Raw genomic sequence first — 18501 nt, forward strand, 5'->3', positions numbered from 1 at the left:
GCGTAGGAGCGCAGGGCCCGCAGGAAGTCGACCTTGCGGAAGTCGGGCCAGTTCAGCTCGCAGAAGTAGAACTCCGAGTGCGCGCTCTGCCAGAGCATGAAGCCGGAGAGTCGCTGCTCGCCACTGGTCCGGATGATCAGATCCGGGTCCGGCAGCCCCTTCGTGTAGAGGTGCTCGGAGATGTGGTCGACGTTGATCGAGGTGGCCAGTTCCTCGATCGTGCCGCCGTTGGCCGCGTGCTCCAGCAGCAGCGAGCGGACCGCGTCGGCGATCTCGCGCCGCCCGCCGTACCCGACTGCGATGTTGACCTGAGCCCCGCCGTCGCGGTCGCGGGTGCGTTCCTCGGCGGCCTTGAGCGCGGCGGCGTGCTGCGCCGGCAGCACGTCGAGCGCGCCGACCATCCGCAGCCGCCAGGGGTTGCCCTCCTCGGCCAGCTCGGTGGTGAGGTCCTCGATGATCTGGAGCAGCGGGTCCAGCTCGGCGGCCGGGCGGGACAGGTTGTCGGTGGAGAGCAGCCAGAGTGTGACGTGCCCGACGCCTGCCGCGTCGCACCAGCGGAGCAGCTCCTTGATCCGTTCGGCGCCCATCCGGTGGCCGTCGTTCGGGTCGACGAAGCCCATCTCCCGGGCCCATCTGCGGTTGCCGTCGCACATCACGCCGACGTGTGCGGGTACGGGCTTGCCCGCGAGCTTCGCCGTCAGCCGGCGCTCGTACACGGAGTAGAGGAGTTTCCGCAGAGTCATCACCTTGCAGGGTAGCGACCCGCGGGAGAGATCAGTGTCTCGGTGGCATATCACCTGACTGTGCGCCGGTCCGGCGTGGTCGCGGCAGGTCCGCCCCGATCGCCATCAGGGTGCGCGCGTCCAGCCGGCCGTCGCCGAGTCCCAGCTCCACCACGGTGCGGTAGACGCGTTCGTCCCGCCGGGCCGCGCCGACCACCGCGTCGACCACCCGGCGCCGACGGGCCAGCCACGCGGCCACCGAGCTGTGCCGCAGGTGGGTGCCGAGCCGGGCGCGCAGCGCGGCGGCGTACACCCGGGCGGCCTCGGCCGGGGAGCCGGCCGCCGCCGCGCCGGCGAGCGCTCCGGACCGAAGCGCGTAGAAGATGCCCTCGCCGGTGAACGGGTTGATCAGCGACAGCGCGTCCCCGGCCAGCACCACCCTGCCCCGGCCGGGCGCGGGCCGGTGGGTGGACAGCGGCAGGTGGTGGGCCCGCAGGTCGGTCACCGTGGCCGCGTCGACGTCCGGGAGCAGCGCGGCCATCCGGTCCAGCAGGTGCGCGCGGGTCAGCGGTTCGCCGCGCAGCACCTCCCCGTACCCGACGTTCGCGCGACCGTCGCCGATCGGAAAGGCCCAGGCGTACGCGGGCCAGCGCGCCGCCGAGGTCACGATCAGTTGTTCGGGCGGCCCGGCCGGTGTGGGCGCGTAGCCCCGGATGGCGAGCGCCAGGTGCCGGTCCGGGTTGACCGGGTGGCCGAGCGCCCGCCGTACCACCGATCCGGCGCCGTCAGCGCCGACCACCGCCCGCGCGGACAGCTCTCCGTCGAGCACCACCCGTTCGGCGCCGATGTCCACCCGGCGTACGGTGTGTCGCCGCAGCTCCGCGCCCGCCGCCACCGCCGCTGCGACCAGGCGTGCGTCGAACACCTCGCGGGGCACCGTGTACGCGGGCCGGGGCAGCGTCCGGGCGACGGTGCCGCCACCGGGGCCGACCAGGCGCAGCGCGGGCAGTGGCGCGTAGCCGTCGACCGCGCCGGTCACGCCCAGCTCGGCGAGGACGTCCAGCGCGTGCGCGGCGATGCCGTCTCCGCACGCCTTGTCGCGGGGGAAGTCGGACCGGTCGAGCAGCAGCACCCGCGCCGCCCCGGGCGACGATCATGAGGTTGACGGCAGCGAAGGAGATCGAATCCGCCGCCAACTTCATGGTCAACCGAGTGAGGGCGGGGTGCGGGTGGCGCGGTGGAGGGAGTAGAAGGTGAGGGCCGCCGCCGTGACCAGGGGGGCGCCGTCGCGGATCAGGCCGTCGGTGCCGAGCAGCCACCAGCACAGCGGCAGGTCGATCGCCAGGACGCCGAGTGTGACCACTACCAGCGCCCGGCGCGCCCATGCCCGGTCGCGCAGCAGGAAGGCGGTGCAGAACAGCACGGCGTAGCTGACCGCGATCCCGGCGCCGAACCAGAAGATCAATGCCGGAACGGCGGCCAGCCGCCCGTCCAGTACGGCGCCGGTCGCGACGAGCGCCGGCACCAGCATCAGCGGGCTGTAGGTGAACGCCGCGACCCGGGCGGTGAGCAGCCAGCCGTTCGCCTGCGGGCGCTTCGGCGCCATCTCCCGCCAGGCGATCGTCCCGCCCTCGACGACCAGGCCCTTGCGGTGCCGGACCAGGTGCGCGCGGATCGCCTCGGAGCGGTAGAGCAGCACCACCACGGCGACGCAGAGCGCGGTGAGCACGGCGAACCCGACCAGGCCCGGCAGCGCGGGCACCCCCTGCCGGGGCACGATCAGCCGCCCGACCGCGAAGATCGTGGTCACGGCCAGGATCAGCCCGAACGGCCGCGCACCCGCCCGGCCCTTGTTCACCTGCCCGATCAGCAGCAGGAAGCCGAGCGACCGGAGCATCGCCCAGCCGGTGCGTACGGCCAGACCGAACTCCTGCTCCGGGGCGTACCAGTAGTTGAGCAGCTCGACCACGACGGTGGCCGCCGCGGTCACGGCGAGCAGCGTGGTGAGCGCCCGGACGGCGGACGGCCGCCGGACCTCGACAGGTTCAGCGGCCGTCCTCATGGCATCCGATGTTGCCCGGCGGGGGCAACAGGCACACCTGTTACTTCTGCGGCTCCGCGTCGAGCCGGGCACGCAGCGCGTCCAGCTCGGCCCAGAGCACGCCGGGGAGCTTGTCCCCGAACTTCTCGAACCACTCGGTGACCAGCGGCAGCTCGTTGCGCCACTCGTCCGCGTCGACCTTCAGCGCGATCCGGACGTCCTCCGGGGTCATGTCCAGACCCTCGACGTCGAGCGCGTCCTGCGCCGGCACCATGCCGATCGGCGTCTCCACGGCCTCGGCCCGGCCCTCCAGCCGCTCGATGACCCACTTGAGCACGCGGGAGTTCTCGCCGAAGCCCGGCCAGAGGAAGTTGCCCTCGGCGTCCTTGCGGAACCAGTTCACGTAGTAGATCTTGGGCAGCTTGGCCTCGTCGCCGTCCGCGCCCTTGCCCATCTCGATCCAGTGCCGGAAGTAGTCGCCGGCGTTGTAACCGATGAACGGCAGCATGGCCATCGGGTCGCGGCGGACCACGCCGACCGCGCCGGAGGCCGCGGCGGTCGTCTCCGAGGAGAGCGTGGCGCCCATGTAGACGCCGTGCACCCAGTCGCGGGCCTCGGTGACCAGCGGGATGGTGTCCCGGCGGCGGCCACCGAACAGGATCGCGTCGATCGGCACGCCGTTCGGGTCGTAGTAGTCGTCGGCCAGGATCGGGCACTGCGTGATCGGCGTGCAGAAACGGCTGTTCGCGTGCGAGGAGAGGCTCTCGCTCTCCGGCGTCCAGTCGTTGCCCTTCCAGTCGATCAGGTGCGCCGGCGGCTCACCCATGCCCTCCCACCAGATGTCGCCGTCGTCGGTGAGCGCCACGTTGGTGAAGATGGAGTTGCCCCGGTCCAGCGTCCGCATGGCGTTGGCGTTGGTCTTCCAGTCGGTGCCGGGTGCGACGCCGAACAGGCCGTACTCGGGGTTGATCGCGTAGAGGCGGCCGTCCGCGCCGAACCGCATCCAGGCGATGTCGTCGCCGATGGTCTCGACCTTCCAGCCCGGGATGGTCGGCTCCAGCATGGCGAGGTTGGTCTTGCCGCAGGCCGACGGGAAGGCGCCGGCGATGTGGTAGACCTTGCCCTCCGGCGAGGTGATCTTGAGGATCAGCATGTGCTCGGCGAGCCAGCCCTCGTCGCGCCCCATCACGCTGGCGATACGCAGCGAGTAGCACTTCTTGCCGAGCAGCGAGTTGCCGCCGTAGCCGGAGCCGTACGACCAGATCTCCCGGGTCTCCGGGAAGTGCGAGATGTACTTGGTCTCGTTGCACGGCCACGCCACGTCCTGCGCACCCGGCGCGAGCGGGGCGCCGATGGAGTGCAGCGCGTGCACGAAGTCGGCGTCGTCGCCCATCGCCTCCAGGATCGACGACCCCATCCGGGTCATGATCCGCATCGAGGCGACGACGTACGGGCTGTCGGTGATCTCCACGCCGAACATGGGGTTCTCGGCCTCGACCGGGCCCATGCAGAACGGGATGACGTACATGGTGCGCCCGCGCATGCTGCCGCGGTACAGCTCCGTCATCGTCCGCTTCATCTCGGCCGGCGCCATCCAGTTGTTGGTGGGGCCGGCGTCCGCCTCGTCGACGGAGCAGATGAAGGTGCGCTCCTCCACCCGGGCGACGTCCGTGGGGTCGGTACGCGCGTAGAACGAGTTGGGCTTCTTCTCGGGATTGAGGCGGATCAGGGTGCCGTTCTCGACGAGTTCGTCGGTGAGGCGGCGCCACTCCTCATCAGACCCGTCCACCCAGACCACACGGTCCGGGGTGGTCAGTTCCGCGACCTCACGTACCCAGGCGAGCAGCTTGGGGTTGGACGTCGGGGCCTGATCGATACCCCGAACAGCAGCCGGAGCAACCATGTCACTTCTCCTTGTGGTCGACGCTGACCGATCTATGGGGTGCACGAGTTCCGGCGGGCTGGTACGCCGCCTCGTGGAAACCTGGGATTGGGCTCAGCGTAAACCGGACTGCCTCGTCAGTCAGTGGGACTGGTTGTGAAGAACTGCACAAGGTACGGCCACGCTGCGGCATCACGATCTGATACCCGCTTTCGCGCGCAGTTTCACGCAAATCCTGCGGTGAACCTTCGACGGCCGGGTCCGGCACCGAGTGACCCGCGACGCCCGATCGCGTTGAAGCGTACGAACATGTCGCGAAAGACGATTCCGTGATGCGCTCCACAGATTCGCACAGCGCGTTATGCTCTGCTCACGGACATCGAGAACGGGCGACGCCTCTCCGACCCAGGCAGCCCGAGCGCGACGGCCGCGGCGAAGCCGTCGTGGCCGACTCGCCGTTGCAGTCCGCCCGGTTACCGCGCAACCGGTACTCTCGGCGGGTGGCCGCGACGATGACCGGAGACCAACCGGGGGCTCCGCAGACCCGCCGGGGTCCGATCGGAGCACTGCTCGACCGTTTCGGTCACCTCATCCACGAGCTGAGCAAGTTCGCCACCGTCGGCGGCCTGGCCTTCGTCGTGGACTTCATCCTCTTCAACTACCTGTCCAGCGGCCGGGACATGGCACCGCTGGCCGCGAAGACCATCTCCACGGTGATCGCCGCGACCGTCGCCTTCCTCGGCAACCGGTTCTGGACGTGGCGGCACCGGCAGCGGTCGAACCCGGCCCGCGAGTACGCGCTGTTCTTCTTCTTCAACGCGGTCGGCCTCGGCATCGCGGTGGCCTGCCTGGCGATCAGCCACTACGGGCTGGGCGCGATCTGGCCCGCGGTGTTCCAGACGCCCCTGGCCGACAACATCGCCAGCTTCGTCGTCGGCACCGGCCTGGGGACGCTCTTCCGGTTCTGGTCGTACCGACGGTTCGTCTTCGTCGAGGCGGGAACACCTCCCGTTCCGGCAACGAGCCACGACCGAGAGTCCGGGGCGTGACGAACCGCCCATCCCGACCCGCCGGGCCCAGCCGGCCCAGCCAACTGCCTAAGGTGTTCCGCATGCCTGGAGTCCGTCTGCTGCCCGAGCGCTGGCAGAAGTTCATCCACGAGGCGCTCAAATTCGGCATCGTCGGCGGCATCAACACCGTCATCAATTACGCGGTGTTCAATGCGCTGGCACTCACGGTTTTCCGTGACGGTCAACTGAAGGCGACAGTGATCGCGACGATTGTCGCCACGATCACGTCGTATCTGATGAATCGTCACTGGACGTACCGTGATCGACCGAAATCGGCACTCCGGCGCGAATACGTCCTGTTCTTCCTCTTCAACGGCGCGGGTCTGCTCATCGAACTCGGCGTCCTGGCCCTGGCCAAGTACGGCCTCGGCGTACACGGCCTGCTCGCGCTGAACGTCGCCAAGACCATCGGTGTCCTGCTGGCCACGCTGTTCCGCTTCTGGTCGTACCGCACGTTCGTCTTCCAGCCGGTACCCAAGCACGCCGAGGAGACCTGGCACTCGGTGCCGCGTGACGAGTGGGACAACGTCGCCGAGATGGACCCGGTGGCCGAGCTGGCCGAGTCGGTCAGCGAGCTGGAGGAGGAGGAACCAGCTCCGGGCGCCGGCCGGGTGGCCGACTTCCCGCCACCGCGTGGCCGCCCCGCACCCGCGGACGCCGGACTGGGTGGCGCGCTCGGCACCGACCTGGACGCCGAACTCGCCGCGGAACTCGAGCCCCGCCGCGCCCGCCGCTGAACGACGAAAGGCCGGCACCCCTGACACGGGGTGCCGGCCTTTTCCGTCGGTCAACGTCAGGGCTGGTCGCGCAGGGCCTTGCCCTCGGTCATGTCGGCCAGGATCTCGCGCATCTCGCCGTCACCCAGGCTGTGCTTGTCGTGGTGCGCCTCGACCAGCTCGTAGAGCTTCGTCTGAACCTTGTCCACGCCCGGCACGTCGTGCAGCACCGACTGGCCGCGCTCACCCGCCGACTCGATGGTCAGCGTGCCGCAGCCGAGCAGCCGCTCCACGAAACGCTGGTGCATGGCGTGGTCGTTGATCCGGGTCAGCGGCAGGTCCCGCCGGTTACGCGACAGCACCCCCTGCTGGAGCAGCACCCGCTCGTTGGTGAACAGGTAGTGCGTGGTGCGCCAGACCAGGAACGGCCACAGACCCAGCCACAGCACCAGCGCCAGGCCGACCACCGCGATTGCGTAGAGCGCGATCGTGCCGCCGCTGCCGTCGGGCAGCAGGAGCCACCCGGCGACGACCGCCGCGACGGCGAGCACGAGCACCAGGACCGGCCGGATCAGGGCCTTCCAGTGCGGGTGCAGGTGCAACACGACGTGCTCGTCCTCGGTGAGCACGTCTTCGGGGAACGCCACGGCTGAACCTCCTCGCAGAACCGGACGCGCTGACCGTAACCGGTCGGCGCATCCGGCCGGCATCGGCCGCGCGGACGGCTACCCGTGGTTGTTAACAGGGGGCCCTTCCTCTACCGGAGGCGTTAAGAGGGTGCCCTTCCTTTCACCGCAGGTGCAGCACGTCGCCTGCGGCCAGCCGCAACGTCTCGGCGCCCGTCTCGACCAGGAGCTGCCCGTCGGCGTCCACGCCGGTGGCGGTGCCGTGCGCCTCGCTGCCGTCGGGCAGCAGCACCCGCACCTGGCGGCCGACTGTGGCGCACCCCGCCAGGTACGCCTCACGCAGCCCACTGGCCTCCGCGTCGCCTCCGGCGTCACGCCAGCGCTCGTACCAGTCGGCGAGCGAGCGCAGCAGCGCCCGCAGCAGCGGATCGCGGTCGGTGGCGGTGGCGCCGGCGAGCTGGAGCGACGTGGCGGGCAGCCCGGTCGGGTTCTCCGGCAGCTCGTCGGCGCGCAGCGTCACGTTCAGCCCGACACCGACCACGATCGCCGGCGGCCTGTCGTTCTCCCCCGGCACCGCCTCGGCCAGCACCCCGGCGCACTTCGCACCGTCCACCAGCAGGTCGTTGGGCCACTTCAGCCGCGCGTCCAGCTCGGCCAGCAGCCGTACCGCCTCGGCCAGCGCGACACCGGCCAGCAGCGGCAGCCAGCCGTACCCGGTGGTGGGCACGGGCGACCAGTCGCGCTCCGCGACCGCCTCGCCGGGCCGCAGCAGCACGCTCGTCGCGAGACCGGCGCGCGGCGGCGACTGCCAGACGCGGCCCCGGCGGCCGCGGCCGGCGGTCTGCCGCTCGGCGACCACCACCAGGCCCTCCGGCTCGCCGGCCCGCGCCGCGGCCACCACGTCCGCGTTCGTCGAGCCGGTCTCGGCCAGCAACTCCAACCGGCGCCAGGGCCCGTGCGGCGCGACGAGCGCGCGCCGCAGCCGGGCCGCCGACAGCGGCGGTCGGTCCAGATCGGTGTACGGCGAGCCGGGCATCCCGCCAGCCTACGGCCACCGGGTCCGCCGGTCGCCGCGAAGCGGTGAGGCGCACTGCACAGCCTCAGACACCTGAACCATCGTTATATTCCACGGGTGACTACCGAGACCGGGTTCAACATCCACACGACCGCCGGCAAGCTGGCGGACCTGGAGCGACGGCTCGACGAGGCGGTGCACGCCGGGTCGGCACGCGCGGTCGAGAAGCAGCACGCGCGGGGCAAGAAGACCGCCCGCGAGCGGATCGAGATGCTCCTCGACGAGGGCTCGTTCGTCGAGCTGGACGAGTTCGCCCGGCACCGCTCGACCAACTTCGGGCTGGAGAAGACCCGCCCGTACGGGGACGGCGTGGTGACCGGCTACGGCACCGTGGACGGCCGGCAGGTCTGCGTCTTCTCGCAGGACTTCACCGTCTTCGGCGGCTCCCTCGGCGAGGTCTTCGGCGAGAAGATCGTCAAGCTGATGGACCTCGCCATGAAGATCGGCTGCCCGGTCGTCGGCATCAACGACTCCGGCGGCGCGCGGATCCAGGAGGGCGTCACCTCCCTCGGCCTCTACGGCGAGATCTTCTTCCGCAACGTCCGGGCCAGCGGCGTCATCCCGCAGATCTCGCTCATCATGGGCCCGTGCGCGGGCGGCGCCGTCTACTCCCCGGCGGTCACCGACTTCACCGTCATGGTCGACCAGACCTCGCACATGTTCATCACCGGCCCCGACGTGATCAAGACGGTCACCGGCGAGGACGTCGGCATGGAGGAACTGGGCGGCGCCCGCACCCACAACACCCGCAGCGGCAACGCGCACTACCTCGGCACCGACGAGGAGGACGCGATCGAGTACGTCAAGGCGCTGCTGTCGTACCTGCCGTCGAACAACCTGGACGAGCCGCCGGTCTTCGACGCGCCCGCGATCCTCGACGTCACCGAGGAGGACCGGGAACTGGACACGCTGATCCCGGACTCGGCCAACCAGCCGTACGACATGCACGGGGTCATCGAGCACGTGCTCGACGACGGCGAGTTCCTCGAGGTGCAGCCGCTGTACGCGCAGAACATGGTGGTCGGTTTCGGCCGCGTCGAGGGGCGCCCGGTGGGCGTGGTGGCGAACCAGCCGATGCAGTTCGCCGGCACGCTCGACATCGCCGCGTCGGAGAAGGCGGCCCGGTTCGTGCGCACCTGCGACGCGTTCAACGTCCCGGTGCTCACCTTCGTCGACGTGCCCGGCTTCCTGCCCGGCACCGGCCAGGAGTGGGACGGCATCATCCGCCGCGGCGCGAAGCTCATCTACGCGTACGCCGAGGCCACCGTCCCGAAGGTCACAGTCATCACCCGCAAGGCCTACGGCGGCGCGTACGACGTGATGGGCTCCAAGCACCTCGGCGCGGACCTGAACTTCGCCTGGCCGACCGCGCAGATCGCGGTGATGGGCGCGCAGGGCGCGGTGAACATCCTCTACCGCTCGGAGCTGGCGAACGCCGAGGACCCGGCCGCCGTCCGCGCCGAGAAGATCGCCGAGTACGAGGACACGCTCGCCAACCCGTACATCGCGGCCGAGCGCGGCTACGTCGACGGGGTGATCCCGCCGCACGAGACGCGTACCCAGATCGTGCGGGCGCTGCGGGTGCTGCGCACCAAGCGCGAGACGCTGCCGCCGAAGAAGCACGGCAACATCCCGCTGTAGCCGACCTGGTGCCCCGCCACCGAGTCGGCGGGGCACCGGCGTCAGCAACCCGGGTTCGCGGCCACGCACATCCGCTCGGCGGCGACCCGGGCCATCTGCCGTACCTGTTCCTCGGTCACCCTGGCCTCGGGCACCTGGCCCTGGGGCAGGTCGGTCCGCAGCCGGCCGGACGGGATCAGCACCGTCACCAGGTCACCCACCCTTACGACCAGCCGGTCCTCGTACAACGGCGCATAGCCGGGCGGCCGGCCGGTCGCCTGGTCCGGCGGCACGCTCACCTCGTGGCGCAGCAGCAGCGCCTGATCTCCGGCGAAGCCGCTCGCCGCGACGTACCAGCGGTGCACGACCTCGGCGCTGACCATCCCCCGCTCGGTGTAGGCCTGGCCCGTCGTCCGCCACGCGCCGCAGGCCACGACAGTGCCCTCCAGGTCGGTGACGAACCGGCCCGCCGCCCCGGGTTCCATCCGGTAGACCTCTTGGGTGAGGACCGATCCGACGGTGGTCGCGGGCTCGGTCGGCGGTTCCATCAGGGTCTGCGACCGCGAGTAGCGCGAGCGCGGTTCCTCGGCCGGCCGCCCCTGTTCCCCGGCGCAGACCTGGAGGAGGTCGTCGACCCGGACCGGCTCGTCGAGGCCGGTCTCGCTGAGCCGCTCGCCTGTGGGAACGGGGATGTCGGCCGGTTCCAGCATCGCCTCGGCCACGATCTCCCCCGGCCCGTCGACGGCGCCGGCGGGCGGTGGCGGCGCACCGGCCCGGTCCACGAGGGTCGCGGTGAGCGCCGCGACGACCACCACCGAGACCGCGGCGAGCGCGGCGGAGCGCCGGCTGCGCCGCCGGGCCGTGGCCCGGATCGCCTCCGGCTCCGGCCAGGTGACGTTGCGCAGGTCCCGGTGCAGCAACTCCACGAGTGCGACGTCGTCAGGCATCTGCCGCCTCCTCTTCCAGGTCCACCACGGCGAGCAGCCCGGCGAGCGCGGTCCGCCCCCGGGACAGCCGGGCCTTGACGGTGCCGATCGGGGCCTCGGTCTCCCGCGCCACCTCGGCGACCGGCATGCCGAGCAGGTAGTGCATGGCGATCGCGGTGCGCTGGGCCTCGGGCAGCCGGCGCAGCGCGGCGACCACGTCCAGCGTCTCGGTGCTCGGCGCCGGCACGTCCGCCACCGCGCCATGGCGCAGGTAGGCACGGGCCCGGCTGCGCAGGCTGCGCCAGCGGCTCACCGCGATCCGGCTCGCCACCACACGTACCCATGCCTCCGGATCGTCGTACGCACGCACTGTGGACCACCGCTGCCAGGCCCGGATGTACGCCTCCTGCACGGCGTCCTGCGCCTCGGCGAGGTCGCCGGTGAGCACGTAGACGAAGCCGAGCAGCCGCTGCCGGCTGCCCCGGTAGAACTCGTCGAAGCCGTCGCTGTCGGGCACCTGCCACCTCCCCGTGTTCGTGAGGGGACACGCCTGGCGGCGCGGCGCGGGTTGCCCGCTCAGCCGAGCAATTTCTCCAACTCGCCGAGCGGGAAGCCGCCGGCCGGGATCCGGTCCTGGACCGCCCGGCGTACCGCGGTCTGCACCGCCGCGTTGGCCGGGGTGGGAACGCCGTGCAGTCGCCCGAGCAGCACGATCTCGCCGTTGAGGTGATCGGTCTCGACCGAGCCCGCACCACGGGCCAGGCTCTGCCAGGTGGAGCCGCCGGAGCGCTCCTCGCCGCCCACCGGCCGGTGCGACACCAGGTCACCGCGTTCCGCGGCCTCCTCCTCGACCGAGGTGTGGGCGATGCCCGCGGCCGCGAGCGCCGCCTCGCCCTCGGCGCGTACCCGTTTCGGCAGGGCTTCGGGCACGTCCCGGCCGAGCAGCGCCTGGAGGCCGTTGCCGAGGTTGGCGAGCAGCTTGCCGTACTTCCAGCGCATCACGTCGTCGCGCACCGGCGCGACGAACCCGGCGGCGGTCAGGTCGGCGGCGACCGCGCGGCTGGTGTCGTCGGCGCCGCTCGGGTAGCGGCCGATGTGCAGCATGCCCGGATGCGGATGGCCGTTGGCGACCACCACGCCCGGTTCCAGGTGGGTGGCGGGCAGCCACACGCACACCGGGTGTACGCGGGCGAAGCGCCGCAGCGCGGCCGGCTCGTTCGCGACGCCGTTCTGGGCCAGCACGACCGGCAGCCGTTCGCCCGCCGTCCCGCCACCCTCGACCGGGGCGTCCGCCCAGACGTCGAGCGCCGACACGGTGTCCTGCGACTTCACGGTGAGGACCAGCACTGTGTCCGCCGGCAGCGGCGGCCCGTCCGGCCCGGCCACCGCCGGGAGCCGGCCGGTCACGTCACGGTCCGGCGTGCGCAGCGTCAGACCCCGCTCCCGGAGCGCGCCCAGGTGCGCGCCGCGGGCCACGAGCGTCACGTCGTGGCCGGCGTCGGCCAGGAGTACGCCGATGGTGCCGCCGACCGCGCCCGCTCCGATGATCACGTATCGCACGGTCCGATTCTGCCCTGCCACGTAGCGGCCCGCTCCGCAGCGCGATACGGCGCGCTGCGGGCCGGCTCGGCGCGGCTCGGCCCGTTCGTGCGGCTCGGCGCGTTTGTGCGGTTCGGCTCGGTCAGGCGGTGAGGCCCGATTCGGCGAGGATCGGGCCGGCCAGCAGCAGCGCTCCGGCGGCGAGTGCGCCCACGCTCACCAGCAGGAACACGCCCACCCAGAACAGCGCCGGGAACGGCGTGATCCGGGCGAGCTGGTCGGCGTCGGACTGCGGCATCCGGCCCCGGGCGCGTTGCCGGTGCAGCTCGAACACCGGCCGTACGCCGCCGATCAGCAGGAACCAGACCGACGTCCAGGCGAACGCGGCCTGCACCTCGGGCGAGGTGTACCAGGAGACGGCGAGCACCACCCCACCGGTGACAAGTAGCGACAGCACGCCGAACAGGTTGCGGATCATCACCAGCATGGCCAGCAGCAGCGCCACCGCGAGCCAGAGCAGCAGCGTGATCCGGTTCCCGGCCAGCAGCCACGCGCCGCCGAGGCCGAGCAGCGACGGCGCGACGTATCCGGCGAGCAGCGTGAGGATCATGCCGGGCCCGGTGGGACGGCCGGCGGACAGCGTGAGCCCGGAGGTGTCCGAGCGCAGCCGGATGCCGTGCAGCCGCCGGCCGGTGAGCAACGCGACGAGCGCATGGCCGCCCTCGTGCGCGATGGTCACCGCGTTACGGGCGATCCGCCAGGGCAGCCGGGCCACGACCACCGCGAGCGCGACCACGGCGGTGACCACCACGAGCAGCGGCGGCGGGTCCGGCTGGGCGCTGGTCAGCGTGTCCCAGAGCGTGGTGAGACCGTCGATCAGGGGCATGGGCGGGGAGCCTACCGCCCCGAGCCGTGTCGTTCGACCGGCGTGCTCCCGCAGCCGGTCAGACTTGGCCGGGCAGTTACTGGAACGGAGATGATGTCGGGTGGATTCGGTAACTGGTGCGTCCGTGACCCCGCTGACCGAGGCCGATTATCTCGCGATGGGCGACGGTCACCACCGCGTCGAACTGTTCGACCGAGGACTGGTCGTCAGCCCCGCCCCGGACCTGCGGCATCAGCGGGTGGTGCGCCGGTTGGCGAACGCCGTCGAGTCGGTGGCCGCGCCGGTCGGGTTCTGCGTCCATCACGGCGTCAACGTTCGGCTCGGCGTCGACCGGATCATGATCCCCGACCTCGTCGTCACAGATGCCGACGACGAGGGCGCGATCCTGGACGCGGAACGTGTGGCGCTGGTCGGCGAGGTCGTCTCGCCCCGGAACTCCGGAGCCGACCCGGGTGTTGAAGATGCAGCTCTACGCGATCGCCCGGATTCCGTGGTACCTGCTCGTCGAGCAGGACGGCGACAGCCACTCGCTGCGGCTGCACCGGCTCGACGGCGCGCACTACGTCGAGGATGCCGTCGCCAAGGCAGGTGAGACGCTCAGTGTCACCGAGCCGTTCCGCTGGGCGATGGACCCGAGCGACCTGCGCTGATCCGCAACTGTCGCGCCACCTGGGCGAACGACGACCGTCGATGAAGATTTCCTTTCTTCCTATTGCGATCTAGGGCACTAACCTCCAAAGATGGGCATCAATCACCGGACGTCCCTCTGGAGGCAACCATGGCCCGTACCAGACTCTCCGTACGCCGGCTTCTCGCCGCCGGCCTGGCCGCCGCCGCCACCGCGGCCGCGGCCCTCGTGGCGACCGCCGGACCGGCCGCCGCCGCGACCACGCCCGGGATCGACGTCTCCCGATACCAGGGCAGCATCAACTGGACCAGCGTGCGCAACTCGGGCATCCAGTTCGCCTTCATCAAGGCCACCGAGGGTACGAGCTACAAGGACCCGAACTTCAACGCGAACTACGTCAACGCGTACAACGCCGGGGTGATCCGCGGGGCGTACCACTTCGCCCGCCCGAACATCTCCGCCGGTTCCACCCAGGCCAACTACCTGGCCAGCAACGGTGGCGCCTGGTCGGCCGACAGCCGTACGCTTCCCGCCGCGCTGGACATCGAGGGCAACCCGTACAGCGGCGGCTACTGCTACGGCCTGAGCACCACCGGCATGCGCAACTGGATCCAGGACTTCCTCAACACCTACCGCTCCCGCACCGGCCGGTACGCGGTCATCTACACCACCACGAGCTGGTGGAACCAGTGCACCGGCAGCTGGACCGGCCCGTGGGCCAACCACCCGCTGTGGCTCGCCCGCTGGGCCAGCGCGCCCGGCACGCTGCCGGCCGGCGCCCCGTTCTGGAGCTTCTGGCAGTACACCAGCACCGGCTCCGTCTCCGGGATCAGCGGCAACGTCGACCGCAACTACTGGAACGGCGACCGCAGCCGGCTGATCGCGCTTGCCAACAACACCTGACCGGCGCGCGAAAGCAATGGGACCGCCTCGTCACGAGGCGGTCCCGCTGTCGTCGTACCCGAGGTCAGGCTCTGCGGCGCGCGGTGGCCGGGACGGGCACCGGCGTCCGGCGCATCAGGCGCCACGCCGCCACACCGGCGACAGTGAGCGTCAGCACGCCGAGGACCGCAACCGGCGCGGACAGGCCGGCGCTGATCAGGAGCAGTACGACGTCGCCGAGCGCCACGAGCATCCACAGTGCCAGCCGCGGGCCGGTGTACCTCCGTCGGTAACCCATGTCGCGCCTCCTTCCGTCGTCGGAGGGATTCATACCCCCGACGACGGAAAGCCATGCGAGCGAGTTTCGTAACCGCGGGATTCCCGGTCAGTTCTTGCGGTCCGGCACGAAGCCCTTGGTGATGATCTCCCAGTTGGCCAGGTTGGCGTCCCAGTCCTTCGCGGGCACCTCCCAGCGCAACGCGAAGCCCCGGTTGCCGGCGGTCGCCACACCCCGGTTGCGGACGTGGAAGCGGGTGTCGCCGTTGCGCGTCTCCAGCCAGTCCCAGTCGGCGCAGGTGCGGAAGTAGGGATCGCACTTGGTGATGCCGACCAGCTTGTAGCCCCGCACACGCGATGCGCGGTACGGCTCCTGGCCCTTCCAGTCGGCGTACGCGTCGGGCTTCGGATCGGACGTCCACTGGATGAACAGCACCCGCCGGCTGCCGCCGACCTCGTAGAGCACGACGTTGTCCCCGCCGACCCGCGCCTGGAAGTTCTCCGGGATCGGCACCTTGAAGCCGTTCGGGCCGGTGTAGAGGCGCCAGCCGGCCGGCAACGCGGCCCCGGACGCCGACGGGCTGGCCGACGGCGTGGGGCTGGCCGACGCACTGGCCGCCGGAGCGCTCGGCGACGCGCTCTCGCTCGGCGCGGGCGGCGCCGCCGCCGACGCCGAGGTGCCGGCCGTCGGCTCACCGCCGTCGCCGTCGTCACCGCTGTTCAGCAGCGGCACGGCCACCACCAGGCCGACGAGCAGCAGCAGGACCAGCGCGCCGATCAGCAGGTTGCGCCGGTTGGGCGCGGACTTCTCGACCGGCAGCACCGTCGCCCGGCCGGTCGACGGCGCGGGATCGGCTGAAGCCGGAGCCGGGCTGACCGGCGCGGAGCCGGACGCGGCCGGGCTCACCGGCGCCGGGGTGTCGGTGACCGGCTCGCCGTCGAGTCGCGTCTCGTCCAGCGCCGGGTCGACGCCGTCCACCCGCGCCTCGTCGTCCACAAGCGTCTCGTCGGCCGAGGGCGCCGGGTCGAGCTTCGCCGTCGGATCGGCGGGCGGCGGGGTCACCTTCGCGGTGGGCCCGGCGTCCGAGGTGGGCGCCGGCACCTTCGCCGTCGGGTCGGCGGCTGCCGCCGTACCCCCGGTTGCGGCGACCCCGGACGCGGCGCGTTCGGCCTGGTCGGCCGGGCGCGGCGCGGGCACCAGCGGCGGGCGCGGCACGCGCGGACCGTTCGGCCCCGGCCGGCGTACGCCGTCCAGCAGCGAGATGCTCTTGGCGCGACGGCCGGCGGCCTTGCGCAGCATGCGCTCCGCCACCTCGGCGGTGATCCGCTCGTCCGGGTCCTTGCGCAGCAGGCCCTGGAGCACCGGCTTGAGCGGCCCGGCGTTGCGCGGCGGCGGCATCGGCTCGGTGGCGAGCGCGGCGAGCGTGGCGATCGCCGACGGACGCGCGTACGGCGACTTGCCCTCGACCGCCGCGTAGAGCGTGGCGCCGAGCGACCAGAGGTCGGCCTCCGGGCCGGCAGTGCCGTCGCGGGCGCGCTCCGGAGAGATGTACGCGGGCGAGCCCAGCACCATGCCGGTGCGTGTCACGTTCGGGTCGCCGGGGATGGTGGCCAGCCCGAAGTCGGTGAGCACCACGCGGCCGTCCTCGCCGAGCAGCACGTTGCCCGGCTTGACGTCGCGGTGCATGATCCCGGCCTTGTGCGCGGCCTTCAGCGCGTTCAGCACGCCGAGGCCGATCTCGACCGCCTTCGCCACCGAGACCGGGCCGTCCTCGGCGATGGTGTCCTGCAACGACTTCGACGCCACGTACTCCATGACGATCCACGGATCGCCGTCGGTGCGCAGCACGTCGAAGATGCGGACCACGTTGACGTTGTTGAGCCGGGCGATCGCCCGCGCCTCACGCAGCGAGCGCTCGCGCATCTCGCGGCGCTCCTCCGGGGTGAGGCCGGGGGGCGGGACCAGTTCCTTGATGGCCACGTCCCGGTGCAGCACCTCGTCCCGCGCCTTCCAGACGCGGCCCATGCCGCCTTGACCGAGCGGCGTGAGAAGCCGGTATCGGTCGGCGACGAGTTGGGGGAGCGCGTTCGACATCGCAGAAACCGTACCCGGCCGCTGCGACGCCCACACCGTCGGCACGCCACTGTACGGCGAAGGTCGAATTCGCGACGCGTACCCTTGGGTCATGTCTGCCGAGGAGCCGCTGTTCCGGATCGTCCGTGGCGTGCCCACCGCCGAGGAGCTGGCCGCTCTGGTCGGCGCGATCGTGGTGCGCACCCGCCCGGCCCAGGCCGCCGCGCCGGCCCCCGTGTCGCAGTGGGCGCGCAGCGCACGCCCCGCCCTGGCCGGGCCCGTCGCGGGGCCCGGCGCGTGGCGGGCCTCCGGCCTCCCCCGCTGACCTCACCTCCCGCCCGCGGCGACGGGGCGGGGCTGCCGGGATCAGCGTCGAGCCATTAACCTCACTCAGGGAAACCGTGTGGTGACGGGCAGGAGGCTCCGATGATCCCGGAGGACAACCAGCCAGCCGGCTGGCTGCGCGGCTACGGCGGCATCGAGGCAGACATCCGGCAGATGCGGGAGTTCGCCGACCGCCTCCAGGACGAGGTGACGCGCAACTACTCGCCGCACCTGTCCTACATCGCCGACGACATGAAGGCGCCGGTGCCCAACCCGGCCGACGCCTTCATCGAGCTGGTCCAGTTCCTCCAGGCCCACCACGACACCCAGACCGCCGCGGTGAGCGCCGTGTGGGATCTCGCACCGGCGACCGGTCGGCTCGCCGACGCCGCCGGGCGGATCGCCGCCCACTACGGCGACGCCGACGCGTTCTCCTCCGCCCGAGTGGCCGACGTCGAACGAGCGCTCGCCGGACCGTCGAGCACCGTCGCCCGTCCGATGCCGCCACTGGCCGACCCCACCGCCCCCGAACAGAGCCGGGTGATCCTGCCGTGATCGAACGGGGCAGCGGACGCACCTCCGGGCTGACCGACTGGCGGCTGATGGACGTCCTCAGCATGTGGGCGTGCGTGCAGGACCAGGACACCGCCGGCCAGTGGAAGCAGGTGGCCGGCTGGCGCAAGGTCTGCGACCTCGCCCTGGCCCACCTGAGCCGCCTTCGGGAATACCGGCGCGGTCTGGCCGAGGCGTGGCCGCCGGAGACCAACACCGCCGCGCGGGCGTACATCGCCGAACTCGACCAGCTCATCGACCGCGTGCAGCGCACCCACGACGCCGCCGCCGCGAACTACGACGCGTTGGCGGCCGCCGCCCGCGCCATCGGCAGCGCGCGGGCCGAGCTGCAGCCGCTGCACGAGGAGTACGCGAAGAAGCTGCGGCAGAAGCAGGCGTACGAGGCGACGATCGAGGACCCGAAGGCGGTTGCGGGCAGCCGGTTGCCGGAGCGGCCCCCGGTGACGGACGACGACTTGGAGCAGTTGAACGTTCGGGCACGCGGGTTGATGACGGGGTTGAGCGGCGAACTCCAGCACGCCCAGGTCATGCTCCAGCGCCCACCTGCACCAGTCCGGCCGGTGCCACGGGCCGACCCACATTCGTCTGATCCGTATCTTGGATCAGATCCGGCACCGATCATCCCTCCTATCGTCGCAGTC

At 71.7% G+C, this 18501-nt stretch carries 18 protein-coding genes and 3 pseudogenes; 8 read left to right on the forward strand and 13 right to left on the reverse strand.

Translation table 11 applies throughout. The features are described 5' to 3' along the window. The 4 genes and pseudogenes from ABD52_RS16590 to ABD52_RS16605 form a co-directional block, all read right to left on the reverse strand. A partial coding sequence (locus tag ABD52_RS16590) for an isoprenyl transferase (RefSeq protein ID WP_047892429.1) occupies nucleotides 1-743 on the reverse strand: 743 nt, incomplete at its 3' end. A 31-nt stretch (nucleotides 744-774) separates the two neighbouring features. Next, a pseudogene (locus tag ABD52_RS16595) lies at nucleotides 775-1860 on the reverse strand (FAD-dependent monooxygenase); the annotation flags it as partial. A 66-nt stretch (nucleotides 1861-1926) separates the two neighbouring features. Beyond that, nucleotides 1927-2784 (reverse strand): hypothetical protein, encoded by an 858-nt coding sequence (locus ABD52_RS16600; protein ID WP_047892411.1) that lies wholly within the window; start codon nucleotides 2782-2784, stop codon nucleotides 1927-1929. Between the two features lie 40 nt (nucleotides 2785-2824). Beyond that, the gene (locus ABD52_RS16605) at nucleotides 2825-4666 is read right to left on the reverse strand and encodes a phosphoenolpyruvate carboxykinase (GTP) (protein ID WP_013284057.1); all 1842 of its coding nucleotides are present in this window, start codon (nucleotides 4664-4666) and stop codon (nucleotides 2825-2827) included. 135 nt (nucleotides 4667-4801) lie between these two features. Here ABD52_RS16605 and ABD52_RS41665 point away from each other — a divergent pair. The 3 genes and pseudogenes from ABD52_RS41665 to ABD52_RS16615 all read left to right on the forward strand — a co-directional run. Then, nucleotides 4802-4897, forward strand: a pseudogene (locus tag ABD52_RS41665) (GtrA family protein); the annotation flags it as partial. Nucleotides 4898-5157: 260 nt separating this feature from the next. Next, the gene (locus ABD52_RS16610; RefSeq protein WP_013284056.1) at nucleotides 5158-5694 is read left to right on the forward strand and encodes a GtrA family protein; all 537 of its coding nucleotides are present in this window, start codon (nucleotides 5158-5160) and stop codon (nucleotides 5692-5694) included. Nucleotides 5695-5756: 62 nt separating this feature from the next. Beyond that, complete coding sequence (locus ABD52_RS16615; protein ID WP_030270720.1) at nucleotides 5757-6452, forward strand: GtrA family protein; 696 nt, start codon at nucleotides 5757-5759, stop codon at nucleotides 6450-6452. Between the two features lie 56 nt (nucleotides 6453-6508). On the opposite strand, the gene ABD52_RS16620 is transcribed toward ABD52_RS16615, so the two are convergent. Together ABD52_RS16620 and ABD52_RS16625 are read right to left on the reverse strand one after the other, a co-directional pair. Then, the gene (locus ABD52_RS16620; protein WP_013284054.1) at nucleotides 6509-7078 is read right to left on the reverse strand and encodes a PH domain-containing protein; all 570 of its coding nucleotides are present in this window, start codon (nucleotides 7076-7078) and stop codon (nucleotides 6509-6511) included. A 142-nt stretch (nucleotides 7079-7220) separates the two neighbouring features. Then, entirely contained in the window at nucleotides 7221-8093 is an 873-nt protein-coding gene (locus tag ABD52_RS16625) for a biotin--[acetyl-CoA-carboxylase] ligase (protein ID WP_047892412.1), read from the reverse strand. A 96-nt stretch (nucleotides 8094-8189) separates the two neighbouring features. Between ABD52_RS16625 and ABD52_RS16630 the strand changes: the two genes are divergently transcribed. After that, nucleotides 8190-9773: an acyl-CoA carboxylase subunit beta gene (locus tag ABD52_RS16630; protein ID WP_047892413.1), complete on the forward strand. Its 1584-nt coding sequence runs from the start codon at nucleotides 8190-8192 to the stop codon at nucleotides 9771-9773. A gap of 41 nt (nucleotides 9774-9814) precedes the next feature. Here ABD52_RS16630 and ABD52_RS16635 read toward each other — a convergent pair whose 3' ends face one another. From ABD52_RS16635 to ABD52_RS16650, 4 genes are all read right to left on the reverse strand, one after another. Next, complete coding sequence (locus ABD52_RS16635; RefSeq protein WP_047892414.1) at nucleotides 9815-10699, reverse strand: hypothetical protein; 885 nt, start codon at nucleotides 10697-10699, stop codon at nucleotides 9815-9817. Beyond that, nucleotides 10692-11195 (reverse strand): SigE family RNA polymerase sigma factor, encoded by a 504-nt coding sequence (locus tag ABD52_RS16640; RefSeq protein WP_013284050.1) that lies wholly within the window; start codon nucleotides 11193-11195, stop codon nucleotides 10692-10694. The genes ABD52_RS16635 and ABD52_RS16640 overlap by 8 nt, the downstream gene beginning before the upstream one ends. A 59-nt stretch (nucleotides 11196-11254) precedes the next feature. Further along, nucleotides 11255-12238, reverse strand: coding sequence for a ketopantoate reductase family protein (locus ABD52_RS16645; RefSeq protein WP_047892415.1), 984 nt, complete (start codon nucleotides 12236-12238; stop codon nucleotides 11255-11257). Nucleotides 12239-12359: 121 nt separating this feature from the next. Beyond that, nucleotides 12360-13103, reverse strand: coding sequence for a M50 family metallopeptidase (locus ABD52_RS16650; RefSeq protein WP_047892416.1), 744 nt, complete (start codon nucleotides 13101-13103; stop codon nucleotides 12360-12362). Nucleotides 13104-13203: 100 nt separating this feature from the next. Between ABD52_RS16650 and ABD52_RS16655 the strand changes: the two are divergent. Together ABD52_RS16655 and ABD52_RS16660 are read left to right on the forward strand one after the other, a co-directional pair. Continuing rightward, a pseudogene (locus ABD52_RS16655) lies at nucleotides 13204-13753 on the forward strand (Uma2 family endonuclease). Between the two features lie 128 nt (nucleotides 13754-13881). After that, nucleotides 13882-14634 carry a GH25 family lysozyme gene (locus ABD52_RS16660; protein ID WP_013284046.1) on the forward strand — a complete coding sequence of 251 codons (753 nt, stop codon included), beginning with the start codon at nucleotides 13882-13884 and terminating at the stop codon, nucleotides 14632-14634. A 64-nt stretch (nucleotides 14635-14698) separates the two neighbouring features. On the opposite strand, the gene ABD52_RS16665 is transcribed toward ABD52_RS16660, so the two are convergent. Both ABD52_RS16665 and ABD52_RS16670 read right to left on the reverse strand, forming a co-directional pair. Beyond that, nucleotides 14699-14911 carry a hypothetical protein gene (locus tag ABD52_RS16665; protein WP_013284045.1) on the reverse strand — a complete coding sequence of 71 codons (213 nt, stop codon included), beginning with the start codon at nucleotides 14909-14911 and terminating at the stop codon, nucleotides 14699-14701. 87 nt (nucleotides 14912-14998) lie between these two features. Then, the gene (locus ABD52_RS16670) at nucleotides 14999-16984 is read right to left on the reverse strand and encodes a serine/threonine-protein kinase (RefSeq protein ID WP_047892417.1); all 1986 of its coding nucleotides are present in this window, start codon (nucleotides 16982-16984) and stop codon (nucleotides 14999-15001) included. A 91-nt stretch (nucleotides 16985-17075) separates the two neighbouring features. Here ABD52_RS16670 and ABD52_RS16675 point away from each other — a divergent pair, with 91 nt between their 5' ends. Both ABD52_RS16675 and ABD52_RS16680 read left to right on the forward strand, forming a co-directional pair. Beyond that, nucleotides 17076-17288, forward strand: a complete 213-nt coding sequence (locus ABD52_RS16675) for an acyl-CoA carboxylase subunit epsilon (protein WP_013474005.1) — start codon at nucleotides 17076-17078, stop codon at nucleotides 17286-17288. Nucleotides 17289-17389: 101 nt separating this feature from the next. Then, nucleotides 17390-17842: a hypothetical protein gene (locus ABD52_RS16680; RefSeq protein ID WP_013284042.1), complete on the forward strand. Its 453-nt coding sequence runs from the start codon at nucleotides 17390-17392 to the stop codon at nucleotides 17840-17842. A gap of 292 nt (nucleotides 17843-18134) precedes the next feature. Here the strand turns inward: ABD52_RS16680 and ABD52_RS41670 are convergent, their stop codons facing one another. Next, the gene (locus ABD52_RS41670; RefSeq protein ID WP_047892418.1) at nucleotides 18135-18389 is read right to left on the reverse strand and encodes a hypothetical protein; all 255 of its coding nucleotides are present in this window, start codon (nucleotides 18387-18389) and stop codon (nucleotides 18135-18137) included. Between the last annotated feature and the right edge of the window lie 112 nt (nucleotides 18390-18501).

This window comes from Micromonospora sp. RV43 (assembly GCF_001029515.1).
GTDB lineage: Bacteria > Actinomycetota > Actinomycetes > Mycobacteriales > Micromonosporaceae > Micromonospora > Micromonospora aurantiaca.